The organism is Moraxella sp. FZLJ2109 (assembly GCF_024296965.1).
In the GTDB taxonomy this organism is placed as follows: Bacteria; Pseudomonadota; Gammaproteobacteria; order Pseudomonadales; family Moraxellaceae; genus Moraxella.
Window position 1 is genome coordinate 768,772 of the sequence record NZ_CP101112.1, and the last position, 17,834, is coordinate 786,605.

Sequence of the window (17,834 nt, forward strand, 5' to 3'; positions counted from 1 at the left end):
ATGACACCGACAGACGCCCAAGCTCGCCTAGACCAGCTACAAGCACTCTACCGCCAATGGCTTGACCAAAAAGCTGTCCTACAGACATTTGAGCAGCAGCTGACAGATGCTCTACAAACCATAGCATCTCTTGAGCATGCCTACATGAGTGATGACTATCATGAGCTACTTACCCTTGATGCAGAAGGTTTGCTTGATACTACCACCGATGGCGAATATAGTGTACTGAGTGAAGATACACTGTATGATGAGATAATCGCCAAGCAAGAGCTACTTTGGCGACTACTGCGTCTATGCGTGCAGACACTGGATCATACACGCTCTGCCGATGACTAAGCCACTCTTAGTCCGCCTTTCCCCTATTGTTCCAAGGTCGCTAATGCCTGCTCAATATCTGCCTGCAGGTCTGCCACTGCCTCAAGCCCGATACAAAACCGCACCAAATAACCCTTGGCAAGGTGCGAACGCTCACACTGACGCATCTTATTGAGATCATAGGGCATCACAAGGCTAGTCGCTCCGCCCCAGCTAAAGCCGATTTTAAATAATTTTAACGCATCAACGAAACGACAAACATTCGCCCAACTGTATCGATCATCAAGGATGATACTGACAAGCCCTGCTGATAACCCTGTTTGGCACACCTGTTGCCAGTGATCATGCCCTGCTGCTGACGGATGAGCAGGATGAAGCACTTGTGCGATTTGCGGTTGATTTTGCAAGAATTGCAATAGCTCGATACACGCTTGTGACTGCTTTTGATAACGCAATGCCATGCTTGGTAAGCTTCGATACACGGTCGCACAGTCATCACCTGAGACGCAGACACCCTGTAGTGCGTGCATGCGTAGCAGTTTGTGATACAGCCCCTTTTCCTTGGTGACCACACTACCCATCAACACATCACCGCCGCCACTTGGATATTTGGTCAAAGCATGCACCGAAATATCTACTGCCAGTTTCTCATCACCGATAGCAAACGGACTAAATGCCAGTCCTGCACCCCATGTATTATCCAGTGCTACCGTGATGCCGTGTGCTTTGGCCTTATGAATCAATCCAATAACATCAGGAAACTCCATCGTGACCGAGCCTGCTGCCTCAATCCACAGGAGGCGACACTGCTCACTTGGCATAAAGCTGTCAATGTCGGTAGGATCATAAATCTTCACCACAATGCCATAGTGTGCTTGCAAGAAGCTTAGGTGCTCAAGGTTTGGCCCATACATATTGTCTGCAAGCCACACCTCATCACCTGAGGTCAATAAGGCAGTATTCACCAAATTGATCGCTGAAAGCCCACTCGGTGCAAGCAGGCAGTACTCACCCCCTTCTAGCCGTGCAATCTGATCGGCAAGCGTATAAGTCGTTGGTGTGCCATGCGTGCCATAGCTATAATCATAGCGATCTGTCCAATGTCGATTTTGCAAAGCAGCCATATCTTTAAAGACAATCGTCGATGCTCGATAGACAGGCGGCTGCAAGCTGTCGATCATTTGTGGTGTATGACGAGGATCATGAATCAGTGCCGTTTGTGTTTTCATAGATACTGCTTTATTAATGGGCAAATAAAAAGCCATCATACTGAGGATATGATGGCTTTGTCAAATGCTTTGAGATCCTATGCTTAGTCGAACAGGTCTTTGACATCGTCTTTGAATTTGTCAAAAAAGCCTTTTTTCTGCTCGCCGCTATTTTTCTCACCTAAGCTAGCTTGTAGCTGTCGCATCAGCTCTTTTTGTTCAGAAGTCAGATTAACAGGGGTCTGCACCACGATACGGCAAATCAAATCACCTTGCATATGTCCACGCACGGTGGTAACGCCTTTACCACGCACTCGCAGTAGCTTGCCTGATTGTGTGCCTTCAGCGATTTTGACTTTGATTTTGCCATCTAGGGTTGGCACTTCGACTTCATCACCCAATGCCGCTGTTGCCATAGATACAGGGACATCCATGTGCAAATCCGCGCCACGACGAGTGAATACATCATGTGGCTGTACACGCACTTCGACATAAAGATCGCCATTTGGCATACCTTTATCGCCTGCTTCACCCTTACCTGCTAGACGCACGCGGTCGCCATCATCGACACCGGCAGGGATCGAGACTTCCAGCGTTTGCTGTTCGCTTTTTTTGCCTTCGCCATGACAGTCGGGGCAAGGGTTTTTGATTTGTTTGCCTGTGCCATGACACTGCGGACAGGTCTGCTGCATGACGAAAAAGCCCTGCTGCATACGTACCTGACCTTGGCCGTGGCAATGGCCACAGGTGACGATGTCGCTGTCAGACTTAGCCCCCTTACCATGACATGTACCACAGGTGACAGATGTTGAAAAGGTGATTTGTTTTTTGCAGCCTTTGACCGCTTCTTCGAGTGTCAAGCTGATGTTGTACAACAAATCCGCACCACGGCTAGCACGACGACTTGAACCACCACCAAAGCCACCGAAACCGCCGCCACCGCCAAAGGCTTGACCGAATAAATCACCAAAAATATCGTTAAAATCGCCACCGCCAAAGCCGCCGAAACCACCGCCGCCAAAGCCACCTGCACCCATGCCTTGCTCATAGGCATCATGCCCCATGCGGTCATAGGCAGCACGCTTTTCGGCATCGCTGAGCGTCTCATAAGCTCGGGTGGCTTCTTTGAGCTTTTCTTCGGCCTCAGGATTGTCTGGGTTGCGGTCTGGATGGTATTTCATCGCAATTTTACGAAAGGCTTTTTTGATTTCTTTTTCGTCGGCGGAGCGATCCACGCTCAAGATGCTATAAAAATCTTTACTCATATCCAAAACTCAATAAAAAACACAAAAATATCCCTAAATATGGTGTTATTACCACAATTTATCAAGCCTAAATCATTAAATACCTACAAATTCTAGAGCGTATTTCACGAAAAAAATCCCGATGAATACCATCGGGATTTGGCCAAGAAAGCTTAACTTATTAGTGATCAGCAGCGATTGCTCCATGATCCGCCAACAATGCCAAGATTTCAGCAGTTTTACTCTTGAGCAAATCCGCATCACCACGAGTCTCGATATTTAGGCGAATCAAAGGCTCGGTGTTACTCGAACGCAGATTAAATCGCCAATCGCCAAAGTCAAGGCTTAAGCCATCAAGCGTGTTTTTGGCAGGATTGAGCGAGCCATATTTATCTTCTAAAGCTTGGCTGATGGTTGCTGCATCAGACTGTCCAAGCTTGAAATTGAGCTCGCCTGAGCTTGGGAATGCGCTGATATAATCATCGACAAGCTCAGCCAAAGATTTGCCTGTCACTGATAACAGCTCAATTAATAGCAGCCATGGCACCATACCGCTGTCGCAGTAGAAAAATTCTTTGAAATAATGATGTGCTGACATCTCGCCACCATAGATGGCACCCGTTTCACGCATCACTTGCTTGATGAATGAATGTCCTGATTTGCTCAGCGCAGGCACGCCGCCTAGGTCGCTGATGACATTTTCGGTGTTATAAATCACGCGCGGATCATAGACGATGGTTTCGCCTTGATGTTTTTGTAAAAAAGCGGCGGCAAGCATCCCGACGACATAGCTGCCATCGATGAATCTGCCATTGGCATCGAACAAAAAGCAGCGGTCAAAATCGCCATCGAACGCCACACCAAAATCCGCCCCATGCGCCAGTACTGCATCACGCGTTGATGCTTGGTTGGCGATGATCATTGGGTTTGGGATGCCATTTGGGAAACTGCCATCAGGCGTATGATGCACTTTGATGAGCTCAATCGGCGCGCCAGCGGCTGCAAAGCGTGCTTCGATGGCATCGACCACAGGGCCTGCTGAGCCGTTGCCGCTGTTGACGATGATTTTTTTGGCGGTGAATTTGGCGGTATCCACAAAGCTCATCAGCTTATCGATGTAGGCAGTTTTGTCTGATTTTTCAATCACTCGCCCTTTTGGTGCATCAATAAACTCACCACTTTCTGCCAAAGCGCGCACTTCGCCCAGTCCTGTATCAGCGCTGATTGGACGAGAATTTTCGCGCACCATTTTTAAGCCATTATAATTAATTGGGTTATGGCTTGCGGTGACTTCAATGCCGCCGATGGCGTGATAATGACTAGTGGCAAAATACACTTCTTCAGTGCCTGTCATGCCAAGGTCAATGACATCCACGCCAGCGTCAGTGATACCATCGATCGCAGCGGCTTTTAGGGCAAAGCTTGATGGGCGAATGTCTGCACCGATGACGATGGCAGACTGGTTGTGTGTGGTGTTATTTGCCAAAATCTGTGCAAAAGCACGGCCGATGCGATAAGCGATGGACTCGTCCAGATTGACGCCAAGCTCGCCACGCACATCATAAGCTTTAAAGCAGCTGATACTGATTTTTTCAAATTTATTCATTACTATTCCTTAATAAAATCTTGGATTTCAAGCATAGTGTAGCATAAAAATTGGTTGGTTCGTATGGCTAAAGTGTAAAAAGTTAGCCCAAATGAAACACCTTGAAACATCAGTCACACTCAAGCTAAAATAACATGATGATTCAATGTCTTTCAACAGTTATAAGAGATCATTATGTTTCGCATCAATCAAGATGAAAATACCATTGAAAAGATTCAACCGACGAACTTCTCCGATCTTGGCTTTAGTGAACGCAGCCATCTGCAAGAATGGATTGCAAAAAATCCTGCAGCACTCGGTGAAGAATTGCTGATTATTCAAAAAGAATTTGATGGCTTTGATGACACCAGAGAGCGTTTGGATTTATTGGCACTGGATAAGCAAGGCGATCTTGTCATTATTGAAAATAAACTCGATGACAGTGGACGCAATGTCACTTGGCAAGCTTTAAAATATGCATCGTATTGTGCCACTTTGACCAAATCCCAAATCATGGATATTTATCAAAGCTATTTGGATCGCTATGGCGGACAAAATGCCGAGCATGAAATTTTAAAATTTCTGCAAGCAAGTGATTTGGACGAAGTGCGATTTAATCAAAATCAACGCATTATCTTTGTTGCCAATCATTATCGCAAAGAAGTCACCTCTACCGTGCTATGGCTGATGACCAAGCACGAAATGCCAATCCAATGCTTTAAAGCAACGCCCTATAAAGTTGGCGAGCAACTATTCTTGGATATGGAACAAATCATTCCTACCAAAGAAACCGAAGAATTCATGATTAAAATGGCGGAAAAAAATCGTGAAGAGCAAGATACGCTCAAAGAGCGAGATAGATTATTATTAGATTTTTGGCAGGCGGTGATTAATCGATGCAAACAAGCAGGCATCGCACTATTTGCCAATGCCATTCCATCAAGATTTAATAACATTGGTACAAGCATCGGCATCACAGGGCTGAGTGTGAATTTTGTAATGACTAGAAACACAGGCAGAATTGAGCTGTATATCGCCAAAAGCGATCCGATGGAAAATACAAGAATATTCAATGGGTTACAAAACTTCAAAGACGCTATCGAACAAGAACTTGGCTGTGAGCTGATTTGGGAGCCATTAGACGATAAAAAAGCTTGCCGTATCAAAGCTGAGCTGAGCGATGTCGGCACCTTTGATCAGCAAACTTGGGAGACCGCCATTGACTTTTTTGTTGGTAATATACAGCAGTTTTATGATGTGTTTAAAAAATATCTAGCCAACATCAATTAACACAGCTTGGATCCGCACTTCTTGCTTGGCACTGCCGTTTGATTTTGACAAATGACAACGCTTTTTATGCTATAATGGCTTATTTTTGACTGCCTACGCCGCCTATGAGCCAACACAGCGCTAAATCAAGTGGTTATCATAGCCCCGCCATTCATGGCATGACCACAACCACGCCTACGCCGACTGACGAACAGTTGGCGTCTTTGGACATGGCAATGACAGGGCAGTCGTTTAAGATTGTCGCTTATGCAGGAGCGGGCAAGACGACTACACTGCGGCTGATTAGCGAAAATTTACGGGGTCGTGGGCTATATTTGGCATTTAATAAGGCGATCGCCACCGAAGCGCAGGGCAAATTTCCGCCCAATGTCCGCTGTCAAACTTTTCATTCGCTCGCCTTTCGTCATGTCAATCGCGACATCACCGCCAAGATCAGCTTGCCACGCTTGACACCCTCACGACTGGCATCTGAGCTTGATTTACAAGGCATCAGCACTGAGCGAGTGGTCGATGGCATCAAAAAACCTGTCACACTCACACCTGCCAAGCTTGCCAACATTATCAGCGAGTCGATTACTACATTTTGTAAGACCTCATCTGCCTACCCTGCACCACGCCACATCAGTGCACCATCATGGATGGATGAAGCAGACGCCAGTCGCCTACAAGAGATGCTCTATCCTGCCTTTGAGCGGCGATGGCTACAGTCGATTGATCCACGCCATCAATCGGGCATCAGCCATGATGTCTATCTAAAGCTTTGGACACTGTCTAATCCTGTCATTCCAGCTGATTTTATCTTATTTGACGAAGCTCAAGATGCCGATCCTTTGATGATGGGCGCACTCATTCGCCAAGACAAGCAGACCATCTATGTCGGCGATGCGCATCAGCAGATTTATGAGTGGCGGGGTGCGTTAAACGCCATGAAACGCCTGCCTTATCCGCAGACGCTATTGACACAGTCGTTTCGCTTTGGACAGTCGATTGCTGATGTTGCCAATGTGTTTTTGACCGCCTTACAAGAAGACATTCCACTCAAAGGCAATCCCAATCAGCCATCCACCGTCGGCAAAAGCCTTGTGCATGGTGCCAAAGATGCCATTCTTTGTCGTACCAATGCCACCGCCATGAGCCATCTGCTTGATGGGCTCAAGCTTGGACATAAAGTGGCTCTACAAGCCGACAGTCAGCGGATTTTGCGGTTTTGCCAAGGGGCAGACAGCCTAAAAAATGGCAAATCCGCCTATGGCATCCCTGAACTTGCGTATTTTAATCACTGGGGCGAAGTCCAAGAGTTCAGCGAAACTGGTGAAGGTAGCGACCTAAAAACTTGGGTCAAACTCATCGAAGAGCATGGCACTGCCACCATCACCAAAGCTATCAATAGCCTAAGCACCCAAAGCCATGCTGACTATGTCGTCTCCACCGCTCACAAATCCAAGGGGCTTGAGTGGAATCGCGTGCAAATCAGCGATGATTTTTTGTATGATACCAATACATTGTCCGTCAAAATCACCCCCGAAGAGCTACGCCTACTCTATGTCGCCTGCACTCGTGGCAAAACCAATTTGGACATTCATCACATCACTGATCTACTGCATGGCTTGGTGCACAAAAAAGTGATTTATGGCTAATTTGCCATCAATGATTGTATCAACCCCATTCCAAGAATTTTAATAACAGCCATTTTAGTTTATGAATTTTGACCACTTTTTCCCCCATCCTGTCCGCCTGCTTGCGCCAATGGAAGGTCTCACCGACCCATTGATGCGACGGATTTTGACCAATATTGCTTGTACACTAGGTGCGCCTTATGACTGGGCGGTGAGTGAGTTTATCCGTGTCACGCATTATCCTTTGCCTGCGCACGTGTTTTATAAATTTGTCCCAGAATTGCACCATGGCGGTCGGACTGCCAGCGGTACGCCTGTGCATATTCAGCTGCTGGGCAACAACCCTGAGACGATGGCACAAAGTGCTGTGACGGCGGTGGAGCTTGGGGCGGCGGCGATTGACCTAAACTTTGGCTGTCCTGCCAAGACAGTCAATAACCACAAAGGTGGCTCGGTACTACTACAAGAGCCTGAAGTGCTATACCACATCATCAGTGCTGTGCGACAGGCTGTACCAAGTGACATCCCTGTCTCTGCCAAAATCCGCCTAGGCTATACGGACACGAGTCTGATGACCGACATCGGCGATGCGGTACGCTCGGCAAATGCCAGCTGGCTGACCATCCATGCTCGCACCAAGGTGGACGGCTACAAACCCCCTGCCTATTGGGACAAGGTCGCCCCTTTTGCCACGCTTGGGATGCCAGTGATTGCCAATGGCGAGATTTGGACGGCAGATGATGCCAAACGCTGCATGGCAAAAGCCAATACACCCCATCTGATGCTTGGTCGTGGTGCGGTCACTCGTCCTGATTTGATTGCGACCATTGCAGGCTTGGACGGTATAGACTGGGCAAGCTTATGCCAATATCAGTTGCAGTTTTTGGCGGATGAGACAGAGAACCAAAATGGGCTGATTGGTCGCTATAAGCAATGGCTGGGTATGCTCACCAAAGGCTATGTTGAGGCGGATACGCTGTGGCATATCATCAAAAAAATCAAGGATAAGAGTGAGATTGAGCAAACGATTTTGGCGAGTATAAAAAAGCCAACCCAGTGATAAAGGTCGGCTTTGGCTGTGAGTTACGATAATCGACGCTCTAAAATTGTCAAAAATGCTTCCATCTCACCATGAATATCAATACCCATACGCTCGGCAAGTACGATTTGCCACCAGATATTTTCGGCAAGTTTATAGGCAAGCTCGCTATACACATCGCCACCTGACTTCGTCCAACGCCCCTCATGTGCCATCGTCAAGCGACCCACCAAGCCTGCATCGGTCAAAAATGCCAAAGCATCTTCTTCGACAGTCCAGCATGAACCATGGTGCTTGTCTTCTAGCGCATGATATTTGGCACGGATTGCCATCGAGCGTTTGATAATGTGTTTAAAATCAGCCATAAAATTCTCCAAAGCATCCATTATAGCCCATCATGAGCATTGCTGTTTACCGCTCTTGTTACTTGTATGGTCTTATGATGAAACTCATGCAAGCTGCTGCGATGACCGATACTCACGACCACACTATCAGGCAAGTGCGTCGCAAGTAGCGTGTACATCAGCTTCTCATTGGCTTCATCAAGCGCCGATGTTGCTTCATCAAGAAATATCACATCAGGACGCGCCAACAAAATCCGCACAAAGCCAATTCGCTGTGCTTGCCCTGGGGATAGATACGCCTGCCAGTCTTCGATGTCATCTAAGCGTTTGGCAAGCTGTTTGAGTCCCACGACACTCAGCCACTTGGCGATGCTCTCATCATCTACCACCATCGCAGGATAAGTGACGACATCACGCAGGCTACCTTGGGGAATGTAGCTTTTTTGGGGTGTGAAATGCAGTTTTTGCTGCACATCCAGATGCATCGCCCCCACCGTCGGCAAGGGATAAATCCCCGCCATCGCTCGCAAAAGGCTTGTCTTGCCCACACCCGACTCGCCTTGGATCAATAGGCGGTCGCCACGGCGTAGCGTCATATCCACAGGACAAAATAGTAGCTGTCCGTCACCACTTATCAGCCCAAACTGCTGTAATGCTAGGCGGACATCTGCTGATTGGACAAGCGTGTCATTCTTTGTTTGGTGGGTATCGCCATCCGCTTTATCAGCTTTTTTATCGATATTATCTAAAGAATGAAAAAACCCATACAGACGATTGACCCGTGCTTGATATAGGGTGAAATCTTCATAAAATAAGCGGAAAAATGACAAAGCACGCATCAAGCGGTTGAACGACTGCACCGTCTGATGCACATCACCAAGCTTGATTTGCCCGGCAAAAAATCTTGGCGCTTGTAGCATAATCGGCAGCAGCATCGCAAACTGCGTCACCCCTGTATTAAAGCCGCCTAAGCCAAGCGAGCGTTTGATGATTGCCCAGCGGTTATCGATGATGGCACGAAAATACGCCGTCAGACTTCGCTTCTCTTGGCGTTCACCTTGATAAAAAGCGATGCTCTCGGCATGATCACGCACTCGCACCAGCGCATAACGATAGTCACCATGACGGTGCTCTTTTTCAAAATTCAGACGAATCAGCGGTCGCCCAATCCACACCGAAATGACGGTAGCAGTGATGATAAACCCATACACCAAAAACACCACACCCTTTGGAATCTCAATGCCAGCCAGCACCAGCACTCCCGACAAGCCCCATAAGATAATGGTGAACTCAATCGATGATAAGATGGCGTTTAGCACCCCACGCACCATCTCAAGCGTATCGGTGATAAAGGCAGTCGCATCTTGCTCGATACGCTGATCGATGTTATCAGGCTTGGCATTATCTGGGCGACTTAGGCGGTAGTAGTTTTGATTATCCAGCCAACGGTTTAATAACACAGCGTTTAATTTTTCGAGCCAACGAATCTCAAACACTTGCCCAATCAGCACATCAATGATCTCTTGGATGACCTTGATGCCGACCAGACTGGCGTTAATCAATGCAAAAAACCAAAACGCATCAGGCTTCATCTCTTGTAGCGATGTATAAAGCCCATTATAAAAAAAGGTATTCAGCACACTGATACGCACTTCGATCAGCACAAAGGCGATGAGCACCACGACCATCAGCACTGTCTTGATGATACTGGTATTTGTTAAGCATTGCTTAGTAATATGCCAAAACTTACGCCCTGTATCCGTGTAGCGTGTCAAGACAAAAAACGCCACCGCAAACGCTGCCGTCACCCAAGTCAGTGTCTGCACAAACCACATGGCTGAGCCAGTCAGTTCACTTTGCCAATCCATAAATTACCGCTTATTAGTTAATCACAACAACACAGTTGTACATAGACAAAAAAGACAAAAACCGTTTGCAGTTACCCACAAACGGTTTATAAATTTTCTAATTAAAAATCAATGGTATAGCTCACATTGTAGTTGCGGCCACGACCACCAGTATAACGATCAGAAGTCGGCAACACGGCATCGGTCAAGAAGACATCGTACTCTTCGTTCAGCAGATTATTGATGCCCAATCCGACCACGCCTTTGCCTAGCGGCTGCTTATAGGTCATATCCACCAAGGTATAAGCATCGGCACTAGACTCGTAAATCTTCTTCCCTGAGAGAATGGCAGGATAATCTCTTGAAAAATAATGGGTTGCCGTCATACCAAATCGCTTGCCACTGTCTCCAAAGCGATAGTTCACGCCGACAGATAGCTTGTCAGGGCTGATGTTGCGTGCTGGCATATCCACCATCACACCATCACCCTTGGCATCGTATTCGCCTTGGGTGTGGGCATAGCTTGCGGTGAATTGGGCATTGTCGGTCGCTTGATAACGCAGTGCAACTTCAGCGCCCTTGATGTCGGTGGCTTGGCGTGCCGCACGATAGCCTTCGACTGCCGCATCATATTCAAGCGTCGAGCCAAGATCTGATTTGGATTGGAATACGCTCAAATCCGCTGACAGCTTATCGCCAGTATAGCGTACGCCCACTTCGGTATTATCAGTGACAATCGGCTCAAGATTGATGCTTGACACGCTTTGATCTAGAGCGGTGATGGCACGCAATGTACCGCCGACATCTGGCATACCCAGACCTTTGGCATAGTTGGCAAACACTTGCGTACTGTCATTGACATCATAGACCAAGCCGACACTTGGCAAGACTTCATCGAACTTCACCGTACCGCCCTCAACTGGTGTCTGCGTCCAACGACGGCTACCGAAGCTAGCTGCGCGAGTATAGCCTGCAACGGTCTCAAAATCATCTACCTTAAGCTCGCCATGCTCATAACGCACGCCAGCACTGAGATTGAGACGGTCGGCCAGACGCACGCGTGCCTGTGCAAATGGTGCGACGCTGCGATACTGCATCAAAGGTGCCCAGCTGCGATTGGTTAGAATCAGTTTTTGTTCGGTTTCATCTTGTAGCACATCCACGCCTGCTGTCACAGAGACGCGGTCTTGCCATAGGTCGTCTTTGTTGAGCGTCAGTTTTGCACCGATTTTGGTCGATTCGTTTTGTGATTGGTCAAGAAGTGTGCCATTTGGTGCGATACTGATGTCTTGGTAGTTATTGGCATTATTCGCCCCATAACGCGCGGTAAAGTCGTTATAAAACGCCTGTGCTGACAGACGAGTGCCAAAGAAGTCGTCATCGCTATAGGTGGCATTTACCGTCAAAGCGTCATTATAAGGCGTCTTGCCACGATATGCCGTACCTGTGTATTTGGTGGCGGTATCGGTCAAGCCAGTAGCACGATTGCCTGCCACATTTTCATAATCGAGTGTCGCATCAGAATCTAGGTGATAATAATTCACCGATGCACCGACTCGTTTATCCGCATCAATCTGATACCCTGCTTTGGCAAATACATCGTAGCTTTGCGAACCTTGGACATCGCCTTGGTTGCCATAGATGCCCGTCATGCGGTTATCAGCTTGGTAATACATACCTTCTTTGGCATATTTGACAGCAAATAAAGCATCACTCTTCTCACCGCCAAAGCTTGCTTGATAACGCACGCTACCGCCCAAGCCATCAGAATTAAAGTGATTATCGCTGCTGGCGGTGATGGCGACCTGCTGAGCAATGCCATCTTTGCGGTTGGTTTTGGTGATAAAATTAATAATACCGCCTGTCGCACCCAGACCTTGTTCGGCAGATGCCCCATAGACCACTTCGATACGCTCCACCATCGCTAAATCAATGGTACGGCTTTCACGACTGCCATCACGCAGTGGATTGGACTGCGGCACGCCATCAATCATAAACAGCACATCACGACCACGGAAGCTCTCACCCACCGTGCCAAGCTTCTCACTCGCTGGTGCATAGCCAGGGATCAGCTTCGACAGTGCTTCAGAGGTGTCATCGCTCAGTAGCAGCTGGTCTTCGATGGCTTGGCGATCAATGATCAGCACTTTTTGGGCAGATTCTTTAAGCTTACTTTGGTCACGCTTGATGGTGATGGTCTCGCCTTCTAGGACGACACTTGGCGTCTGATCTGTCGTCTCTGCCATGGCAGATGGTGCAAACAGTGCGGTCAGTACCGCCAATGACAAAGCAGAAGGCATCAAGGTAGGACGAAATGCAGATTTCATAGACTTTTTCCTAAGATAAATCCAACAAAAAAAGCCCGCTCAATGATGAACGGACTTCTTTTCCGATTATGGCTGTTAATGAGATTGGTTATCATTATAATTATTATTCGTAAAATTGTCTAGTGTTTTTGTCAGAATAAATTATGGGTGGTTAATAAAAGCAAACCATTTGTTATAAAGCCAACCCTACACCGCATCGACCACCACAGGTTTGCCATTGTGCATGAGCACCGTGGCATCGACATGATACAAGGTCTTAATAGTCTCATAAGTCAGCACATCGGCAGGCTTGCCTGTGGCGATGACTTGTCCTGATTTCATCATCACCACCGTATCGGCAAACTGTGCCGCTTGGTTGATGTCATGCAGGACGATGACGATGGTTTTGCCCGCTTTGGCAAGCACTCGCAGTTTTCGCATCAGTCGCCCTGCATGATACATATCCAGATTGTTCAATGGCTCATCGAGCAGCAGATACGGTGTATCTTGGCATACCACCATAGCGATCAGCACTCGCTGACGCTGACCACCGGACAAATCGGACAAAAACCGCTCTGAGAGCGCCGTCAGCTCAAACTCCGCCATCACCTGCTCAACTCGTTCATCGTCCGCCGCTGTTGGCACGCCTTGATGATGCGGATAACGCCCAAACATCAACAGCTCTCGCACCCGAAGCCTGCCTTGGACATGATTTTCTTGGGTGAGCATGGCAAGCGTACAGGCAAGCTTGCGACTGTCCGTCGTCGCCACATCACAGCCACCAAAGCTCACCTTGCCCGACTGTAGTGGCGTGATGCGTGCCATCAGATTGAACAAGGTGGATTTGCCTGCACCATTTGGGCCAATCAGCGCCACCACTTGCCCTGTGCGCAGTGACAAATTGACATCATCCAAAATCTGCGTGCCGTTATTGAGTCGATAGCCGACGCCTTGAACTTGTATCATCGTGTTGCCTGCTTTTGATATTGATGAAAAATAATCCACAAAAATGCCAAACCGCCCACCAGCTCAATCACCACCTCAAGCACGCCTGCCATCTTGAGCAGATGCTCAAAAATCATCTGCCCTGCTACCAAGCACAGCATGGCGATTAGGCTAACCAGTAGCAATCGCTTGCCATGGTGCATCGATGGGCTGATGGCATTGGTCAAGGCACAGACCAGCAGCCCAAAAAAAGTCACTGGCCCCACCATCGCCGTCGATACCGCAACAAGCAGTGCAATCATCGCAAGCACGCCCAGCGTCAGGCGCGTATAATTGATGCCCAGATTGATCGCAGGCAGTCGCCCAAGCAGCAGAATATCAAGCTTATGACGCATCCGATACATCAGCAGTGCACAGATGGCACACAGTACCATGCCAACACTGAGCACTTGGGTATTGATGGTGTTAAACCCTGCATAACTCACCGATTGGATGGTCACAAATTCTTCTGGGTCAATCATTCGTGCCACCAAAAATGACAGACTGCGAAACAACAGCCCAAAGACCACGCCCACCAAAATCAGCCGTGTCAAATCCTGACTGTGCCGCCCAAACAGCGTGCGAAACATCACCAGTGACAAGCCAAGCATGATGATGACTTCAAAGCCAAACTTACCCAAAGTCGGTATCGATGCCATCCCCACCGCACCCAAAAAGAACACCATCAGACTCTTGATCAGCACATACAAGCTATCAAAGCCAAGCAGTGCTGGCGTCAAAATCGGATTGTGCGTCAAGGTCTGAAACAGTAGCGTCGATGTGCCGATGGCAAAACCAACAGTCATCAGCGCCAACAGTTTTTTGCCACGCAAGCTTAGGATAAATGACCAGTTGCCTGTGACATTGACACTCATAAACAGCAAGATGGCGATGACAAGCAATATCGCCATCACGGTCAGCGGTCTCTTTCTGATCAGAGAAACGGGACGGGCAAAAATTTGAAGAGCAGGCATGATGAATCAGGTTAATTGTTAATCGTTAAAAAGCCTAAAAAAATTGGCAAAATCTTAGTGAGTGTTATGGAAGGTGATAGAGAGTTATTTGGGATTTTTTAATAATAAATATAAAAATACCGCCGCACCCAGCACCCCAAAGACCACCGTGACCGGGATCTCAAACGGATAAATCATCAATCGCCCGATGATGTCGCACAATAGCACCGCGGATGCGCCAAGCAGTGCCACCGCAGGCAGAGTGAGTCTGAGCCGATCGCCCATCAAACGGCTGATGATGTTTGGCACCACAAGCCCCACAAAAGGAATCATACCAACCGTCGCCACCACCACCGAGCTGACCAAGGCGACCATCACAACCGACAGCCGAAGTACCGCGTCACGGTTGACACCCAAGTTTGTGGCGATATGATCACCCAGCCCAATGATGGTCAGCTTATCAGCCAAAATATAAGCCATCAGCGACACACCGCCAACCAGCCATAACAGCTCATAGCGACCCGCCAAAATACTGGAAAAATCGCCAAATCGCCACACACCAAGCATCTGCACCATCTCAGTTTGATAAGCAATAAATGTACTCATCGCATCGATGATGCCACTAAAGACAATCCCCACCAGCGGAATCATCAGATAATCCGTCGCTGGTAGCCGCTTAATCAGTTTCATAAATATCATCATGCCCACCATCGCACAGACGGTGGCGATGCTGATTTTGGCGATGATGGGTGCTGATGGGAGCATGAGAGCCGTGATGAGCATACCCAGTGCCGCACTTTGGGTAGCGCCCACCATCGATGGCTCGACAAAGCGGTTTTTGAGCACCACCTGCATCATCATGCCACTGATCGCCATACCTGCACCAGTCAAGATGATGGCAAGCGTACGGGGGATGCGGCTTTGGATTAGGATTTGGGCATCTTGGCTGACTTGACCTGATATCAGACTTTGCCAACTAAACTCTGCCACACCCACCGATAGACTCACCAAAATCAGCACCGCCATCAGCACTAGGCTGATTGCATTGATGCCGATGGCTTTTTGCCAAGGATTGATTGATGCAGCGGTATTCATAACACTCTTAGGACACACACAAATTGACGAAATAAAAGATGGCAAGTATCACACCTGCCATCATTGGGATTATTGTGCTGTTTTGGCGTTGAAAGCGTCGGTGACGATTTGGGCATCATTGAGCCATTGATAATAACCACCAAATGCCAAATAGCTGTCTGGGCTTAGATAGACGATTTGTTTGTTTTTCCAAGCTTTGGTGCCGTGCATCAGTGGATTATCCAGCACCACTTCGGCAGACTCACCCTCTTCACCGATAGCAGCACCGCGATCTAGGACAAATAGCCAATCTGGATCGACTTTTTGTAGGTATTCAAAGCTGATCGGCTGACCGTGGCGTGCATCTTCGATATTGGCATCTGCCATCGGGATACCAAAGGCAGTGTGCAAAAAGCCGTAGCGAGATTTGTCGCCATAGGCAGACAGTTTATTGCCATTGACCATGATGGCTAGGCCATTACCCTTGCCTGCCGCTGCTTGCTTGGCGGCTGCGATCGCTGCATCGATGTCGCTGATGGCGGTGGTCGCTTCAGCTTCTTTGCCAAATAGCTTACCAAAATCAGTCAGCTGCTGTTTGGTCGCTTCATAGGCATTTTTGGTGTCGATAGTGAGATTCAGCACAGTGCCGATTTTGCCAAGCTCTTCGGATTTTTCGGCCATGCGAGAGCCGACGATGATGGCTTTTGGTTGTAGAGCGTTCAAGCCTTCTAGATTTGGCTCAAGTACAGTGCCGATCTCGACTGAGTCTGGGGTGTTGGCGGCTTTTAGGTTGGTCAGACGAAGATCGGCTGGCATACCCTCGACTGCGACGCCCAGTACTGCCAAGTTTTGCATCGCTGTCATATCATACACCGCCAGTGGATGTGGATTGCCCGCAATGGTCACATCGCCTGCGGCAGTTTTGATGGTGATATCGCCTGTTGGCGCAGCATCGGTGCTTTGGGCGGTGTCTGTTTGCGCGCTAGTTTGTGCATCTTGTGCAGCTTGCGCGTTTTGATCATTGCTGTTTTGGCTACAAGCAACAACGCCTAAAGTCATCAGGGCGATCAAGCTTGCTGGCAGAAATTTTTTCATTGTTTTCATAAGAACCCCTTGCGCACCCATCGACTGAATGCACTATTTTTATAAGATAAAGTATTTATTGCCGCGCTATTATAAATCACCCTGCGTTAGGTTTCAAACTAAATAAGAATGTTTTTTATTTGTGAATGATTTTTTATACAATTCGATAACCGTTGCGCAATGATTGGGTTATTTTATCAAGCTTTAGGCAAGTTTAGATAATGTCAGACAAAGCAACAGCCAAACAAAAGCCGCCCATGTTTGGACGGCTTTGGGTGATTTGGGCTGATAAACCAAACAAATGGCAAATCAGCGACAATCAGCAAATATTTAGCGAATCATTAGCGAATGGTCGCGCGGTATTTCACCACAGCGGTCGCTCCGATGCCCACTTCTTGCACCGTCCACTGTAGCGCGCGGTATTTGTCAAATGGGACATTTTGTGCTTGACCATTGACCGATTGACGGATCGGCATACGCAAGAATTGCTTGCCATCAAGGCTTGCAAGCGCACCCAAGGCAGGATCAGTTTGACCTGTGAAAGTTGCACCGCTTGGCAGTAGCAAGGTCGCTGTCATGTTGCGCACGCGCTCAGTGCCTGTGTTGGTCAATAGACCATGATATTCAATGACATCACCTGATTTGACACTGGTCTTATCAGTGATCGGATCAAGGCGTTCAGTGCCGTTGTCATTGCGCACGATGTAGGCGACAACTTTGACATCGACATTTTCGCTGGTGGTAACGACCGCTTTACCTGCAGGTAAGGCAACTGCAGGCTCGCTTGCTGCGCCAGTTTTGCCCGATAGGCTCGGTACAGTGCTACACGCAGCCAAAGCGCTGATGGCGGCTGTCACAGCCAAAAGTTTCAATGCTTTCATAAATTCATCCTATAAGTTCAACCAAGTTTTACAAAATTTCGCCTATCATAGCACAGCTTGGCGCG

The 17,834-nt window shown here is 48.1% G+C and carries 15 protein-coding genes; 4 read left to right on the top strand and 11 right to left on the bottom strand.

Going from position 1 to position 17,834, the window contains the following annotated elements; translation table 11 throughout:
• Complete coding sequence (locus tag NKU06_RS03565; protein WP_253222888.1) at positions 1–336, top strand: DUF4298 domain-containing protein; 336 nt, start codon at positions 1–3, stop codon at positions 334–336.
• A gap of 23 nt (positions 337–359) precedes the next feature.
• On the opposite strand, the gene NKU06_RS03570 is transcribed toward NKU06_RS03565, so the two are convergent.
• The 3 genes from NKU06_RS03570 to NKU06_RS03580 all read right to left on the bottom strand — a co-directional run bounded on the left by NKU06_RS03570 (position 360) and on the right by NKU06_RS03580 (position 4,373).
• Positions 360–1,544, bottom strand: a complete 1,185-nt coding sequence (locus NKU06_RS03570) for a PLP-dependent transferase (protein WP_253222887.1) — start codon at positions 1,542–1,544, stop codon at positions 360–362.
• Positions 1,545–1,627: 83 nt separating this feature from the next.
• Complete coding sequence (gene dnaJ, locus NKU06_RS03575; RefSeq protein ID WP_254728808.1) at positions 1,628–2,788, bottom strand: molecular chaperone DnaJ; 1,161 nt, start codon at positions 2,786–2,788, stop codon at positions 1,628–1,630.
• Positions 2,789–2,948: 160 nt separating this feature from the next.
• Positions 2,949–4,373, bottom strand: a complete 1,425-nt coding sequence (locus tag NKU06_RS03580) for a phosphomannomutase CpsG (RefSeq protein WP_253222885.1) — start codon at positions 4,371–4,373, stop codon at positions 2,949–2,951.
• Between the two features lie 174 nt (positions 4,374–4,547).
• Here NKU06_RS03580 and NKU06_RS03585 point away from each other — a divergent pair, with 174 nt between their 5' ends.
• From NKU06_RS03585 to NKU06_RS03595, 3 genes are all read left to right on the top strand, one after another.
• Positions 4,548–5,642 carry a DUF4268 domain-containing protein gene (locus NKU06_RS03585; protein WP_254728809.1) on the top strand — a complete coding sequence of 365 codons (1,095 nt, stop codon included), beginning with the start codon at positions 4,548–4,550 and terminating at the stop codon, positions 5,640–5,642.
• Between the two features lie 158 nt (positions 5,643–5,800).
• Positions 5,801–7,279: a UvrD-helicase domain-containing protein gene (locus NKU06_RS03590; RefSeq protein WP_254732136.1), complete on the top strand. Its 1,479-nt coding sequence runs from the start codon at positions 5,801–5,803 to the stop codon at positions 7,277–7,279.
• A 61-nt stretch (positions 7,280–7,340) separates the two neighbouring features.
• On the top strand, positions 7,341–8,318 hold the full coding sequence (locus NKU06_RS03595) for a tRNA-dihydrouridine synthase (protein ID WP_254728810.1): 978 nt from the start codon (positions 7,341–7,343) through the stop codon (positions 8,316–8,318).
• Positions 8,319–8,341: 23 nt separating this feature from the next.
• On the opposite strand, the gene NKU06_RS03600 is transcribed toward NKU06_RS03595, so the two are convergent.
• The 8 genes from NKU06_RS03600 to NKU06_RS03635 all read right to left on the bottom strand — a co-directional run bounded on the left by NKU06_RS03600 (position 8,342) and on the right by NKU06_RS03635 (position 17,769).
• Positions 8,342–8,662 (bottom strand): MazG-like protein, encoded by a 321-nt coding sequence (locus NKU06_RS03600; protein WP_254728811.1) that lies wholly within the window; start codon positions 8,660–8,662, stop codon positions 8,342–8,344.
• 20 nt (positions 8,663–8,682) lie between these two features.
• Complete coding sequence (locus NKU06_RS03605) at positions 8,683–10,509, bottom strand: ABC transporter ATP-binding protein/permease (protein WP_254728812.1); 1,827 nt, start codon at positions 10,507–10,509, stop codon at positions 8,683–8,685.
• Positions 10,510–10,610: 101 nt separating this feature from the next.
• Positions 10,611–12,815 (bottom strand): TonB-dependent receptor, encoded by a 2,205-nt coding sequence (locus NKU06_RS03610; RefSeq protein ID WP_254728813.1) that lies wholly within the window; start codon positions 12,813–12,815, stop codon positions 10,611–10,613.
• A gap of 186 nt (positions 12,816–13,001) precedes the next feature.
• Positions 13,002–13,760: an ATP-binding cassette domain-containing protein gene (locus NKU06_RS03615; protein ID WP_254728814.1), complete on the bottom strand. Its 759-nt coding sequence runs from the start codon at positions 13,758–13,760 to the stop codon at positions 13,002–13,004.
• Entirely contained in the window at positions 13,757–14,752 is a 996-nt protein-coding gene (locus NKU06_RS03620; RefSeq protein WP_254728815.1) for an iron chelate uptake ABC transporter family permease subunit, read from the bottom strand. Before NKU06_RS03620 ends, NKU06_RS03615 begins: the two co-directional genes overlap by 4 nt.
• 84 nt (positions 14,753–14,836) lie before the next feature.
• Positions 14,837–15,826, bottom strand: coding sequence for an ABC transporter permease (locus tag NKU06_RS03625; RefSeq protein ID WP_254728816.1), 990 nt, complete (start codon positions 15,824–15,826; stop codon positions 14,837–14,839).
• A gap of 69 nt (positions 15,827–15,895) precedes the next feature.
• Positions 15,896–16,909, bottom strand: a complete 1,014-nt coding sequence (locus NKU06_RS03630) for a siderophore ABC transporter substrate-binding protein (protein WP_254728817.1) — start codon at positions 16,907–16,909, stop codon at positions 15,896–15,898.
• A gap of 320 nt (positions 16,910–17,229) precedes the next feature.
• Positions 17,230–17,769, bottom strand: coding sequence for a hypothetical protein (locus tag NKU06_RS03635; RefSeq protein WP_254728818.1), 540 nt, complete (start codon positions 17,767–17,769; stop codon positions 17,230–17,232).
• Between the last annotated feature and the right edge of the window lie 65 nt (positions 17,770–17,834).

Excerpts from the sequence above, each read along its gene's own strand:
- NKU06_RS03565 (WP_253222888.1), top strand. The coding sequence starts at position 1 with ATGACACCGACAGACGCCCAAGCTCGCCTAGACCAGCTACAAGCACTC.
- NKU06_RS03570 (WP_253222887.1), bottom strand. The coding sequence starts at position 1,544 with ATGAAAACACAAACGGCACTGATTCATGATCCTCGTCATACACCACAA.
- dnaJ (WP_254728808.1), bottom strand. The coding sequence starts at position 2,788 with ATGAGTAAAGATTTTTATAGCATCTTGAGCGTGGATCGCTCCGCCGAC.
- NKU06_RS03580 (WP_253222885.1), bottom strand. The coding sequence starts at position 4,373 with ATGAATAAATTTGAAAAAATCAGTATCAGCTGCTTTAAAGCTTATGAT.
- NKU06_RS03585 (WP_254728809.1), top strand. The coding sequence starts at position 4,548 with ATGTTTCGCATCAATCAAGATGAAAATACCATTGAAAAGATTCAACCG.
- NKU06_RS03590 (WP_254732136.1), top strand. The coding sequence starts at position 5,801 with ATGACCACAACCACGCCTACGCCGACTGACGAACAGTTGGCGTCTTTG.
- NKU06_RS03595 (WP_254728810.1), top strand. The coding sequence starts at position 7,341 with ATGAATTTTGACCACTTTTTCCCCCATCCTGTCCGCCTGCTTGCGCCA.
- NKU06_RS03600 (WP_254728811.1), bottom strand. The coding sequence starts at position 8,662 with ATGGCTGATTTTAAACACATTATCAAACGCTCGATGGCAATCCGTGCC.
- NKU06_RS03605 (WP_254728812.1), bottom strand. The coding sequence starts at position 10,509 with ATGGATTGGCAAAGTGAACTGACTGGCTCAGCCATGTGGTTTGTGCAG.
- NKU06_RS03610 (WP_254728813.1), bottom strand. The coding sequence starts at position 12,815 with ATGAAATCTGCATTTCGTCCTACCTTGATGCCTTCTGCTTTGTCATTG.
- NKU06_RS03615 (WP_254728814.1), bottom strand. The coding sequence starts at position 13,760 with ATGATACAAGTTCAAGGCGTCGGCTATCGACTCAATAACGGCACGCAG.
- NKU06_RS03620 (WP_254728815.1), bottom strand. The coding sequence starts at position 14,752 with ATGCCTGCTCTTCAAATTTTTGCCCGTCCCGTTTCTCTGATCAGAAAG.
- NKU06_RS03625 (WP_254728816.1), bottom strand. The coding sequence starts at position 15,826 with ATGAATACCGCTGCATCAATCAATCCTTGGCAAAAAGCCATCGGCATC.
- NKU06_RS03630 (WP_254728817.1), bottom strand. The coding sequence starts at position 16,909 with ATGAAAACAATGAAAAAATTTCTGCCAGCAAGCTTGATCGCCCTGATG.
- NKU06_RS03635 (WP_254728818.1), bottom strand. The coding sequence starts at position 17,769 with ATGAAAGCATTGAAACTTTTGGCTGTGACAGCCGCCATCAGCGCTTTG.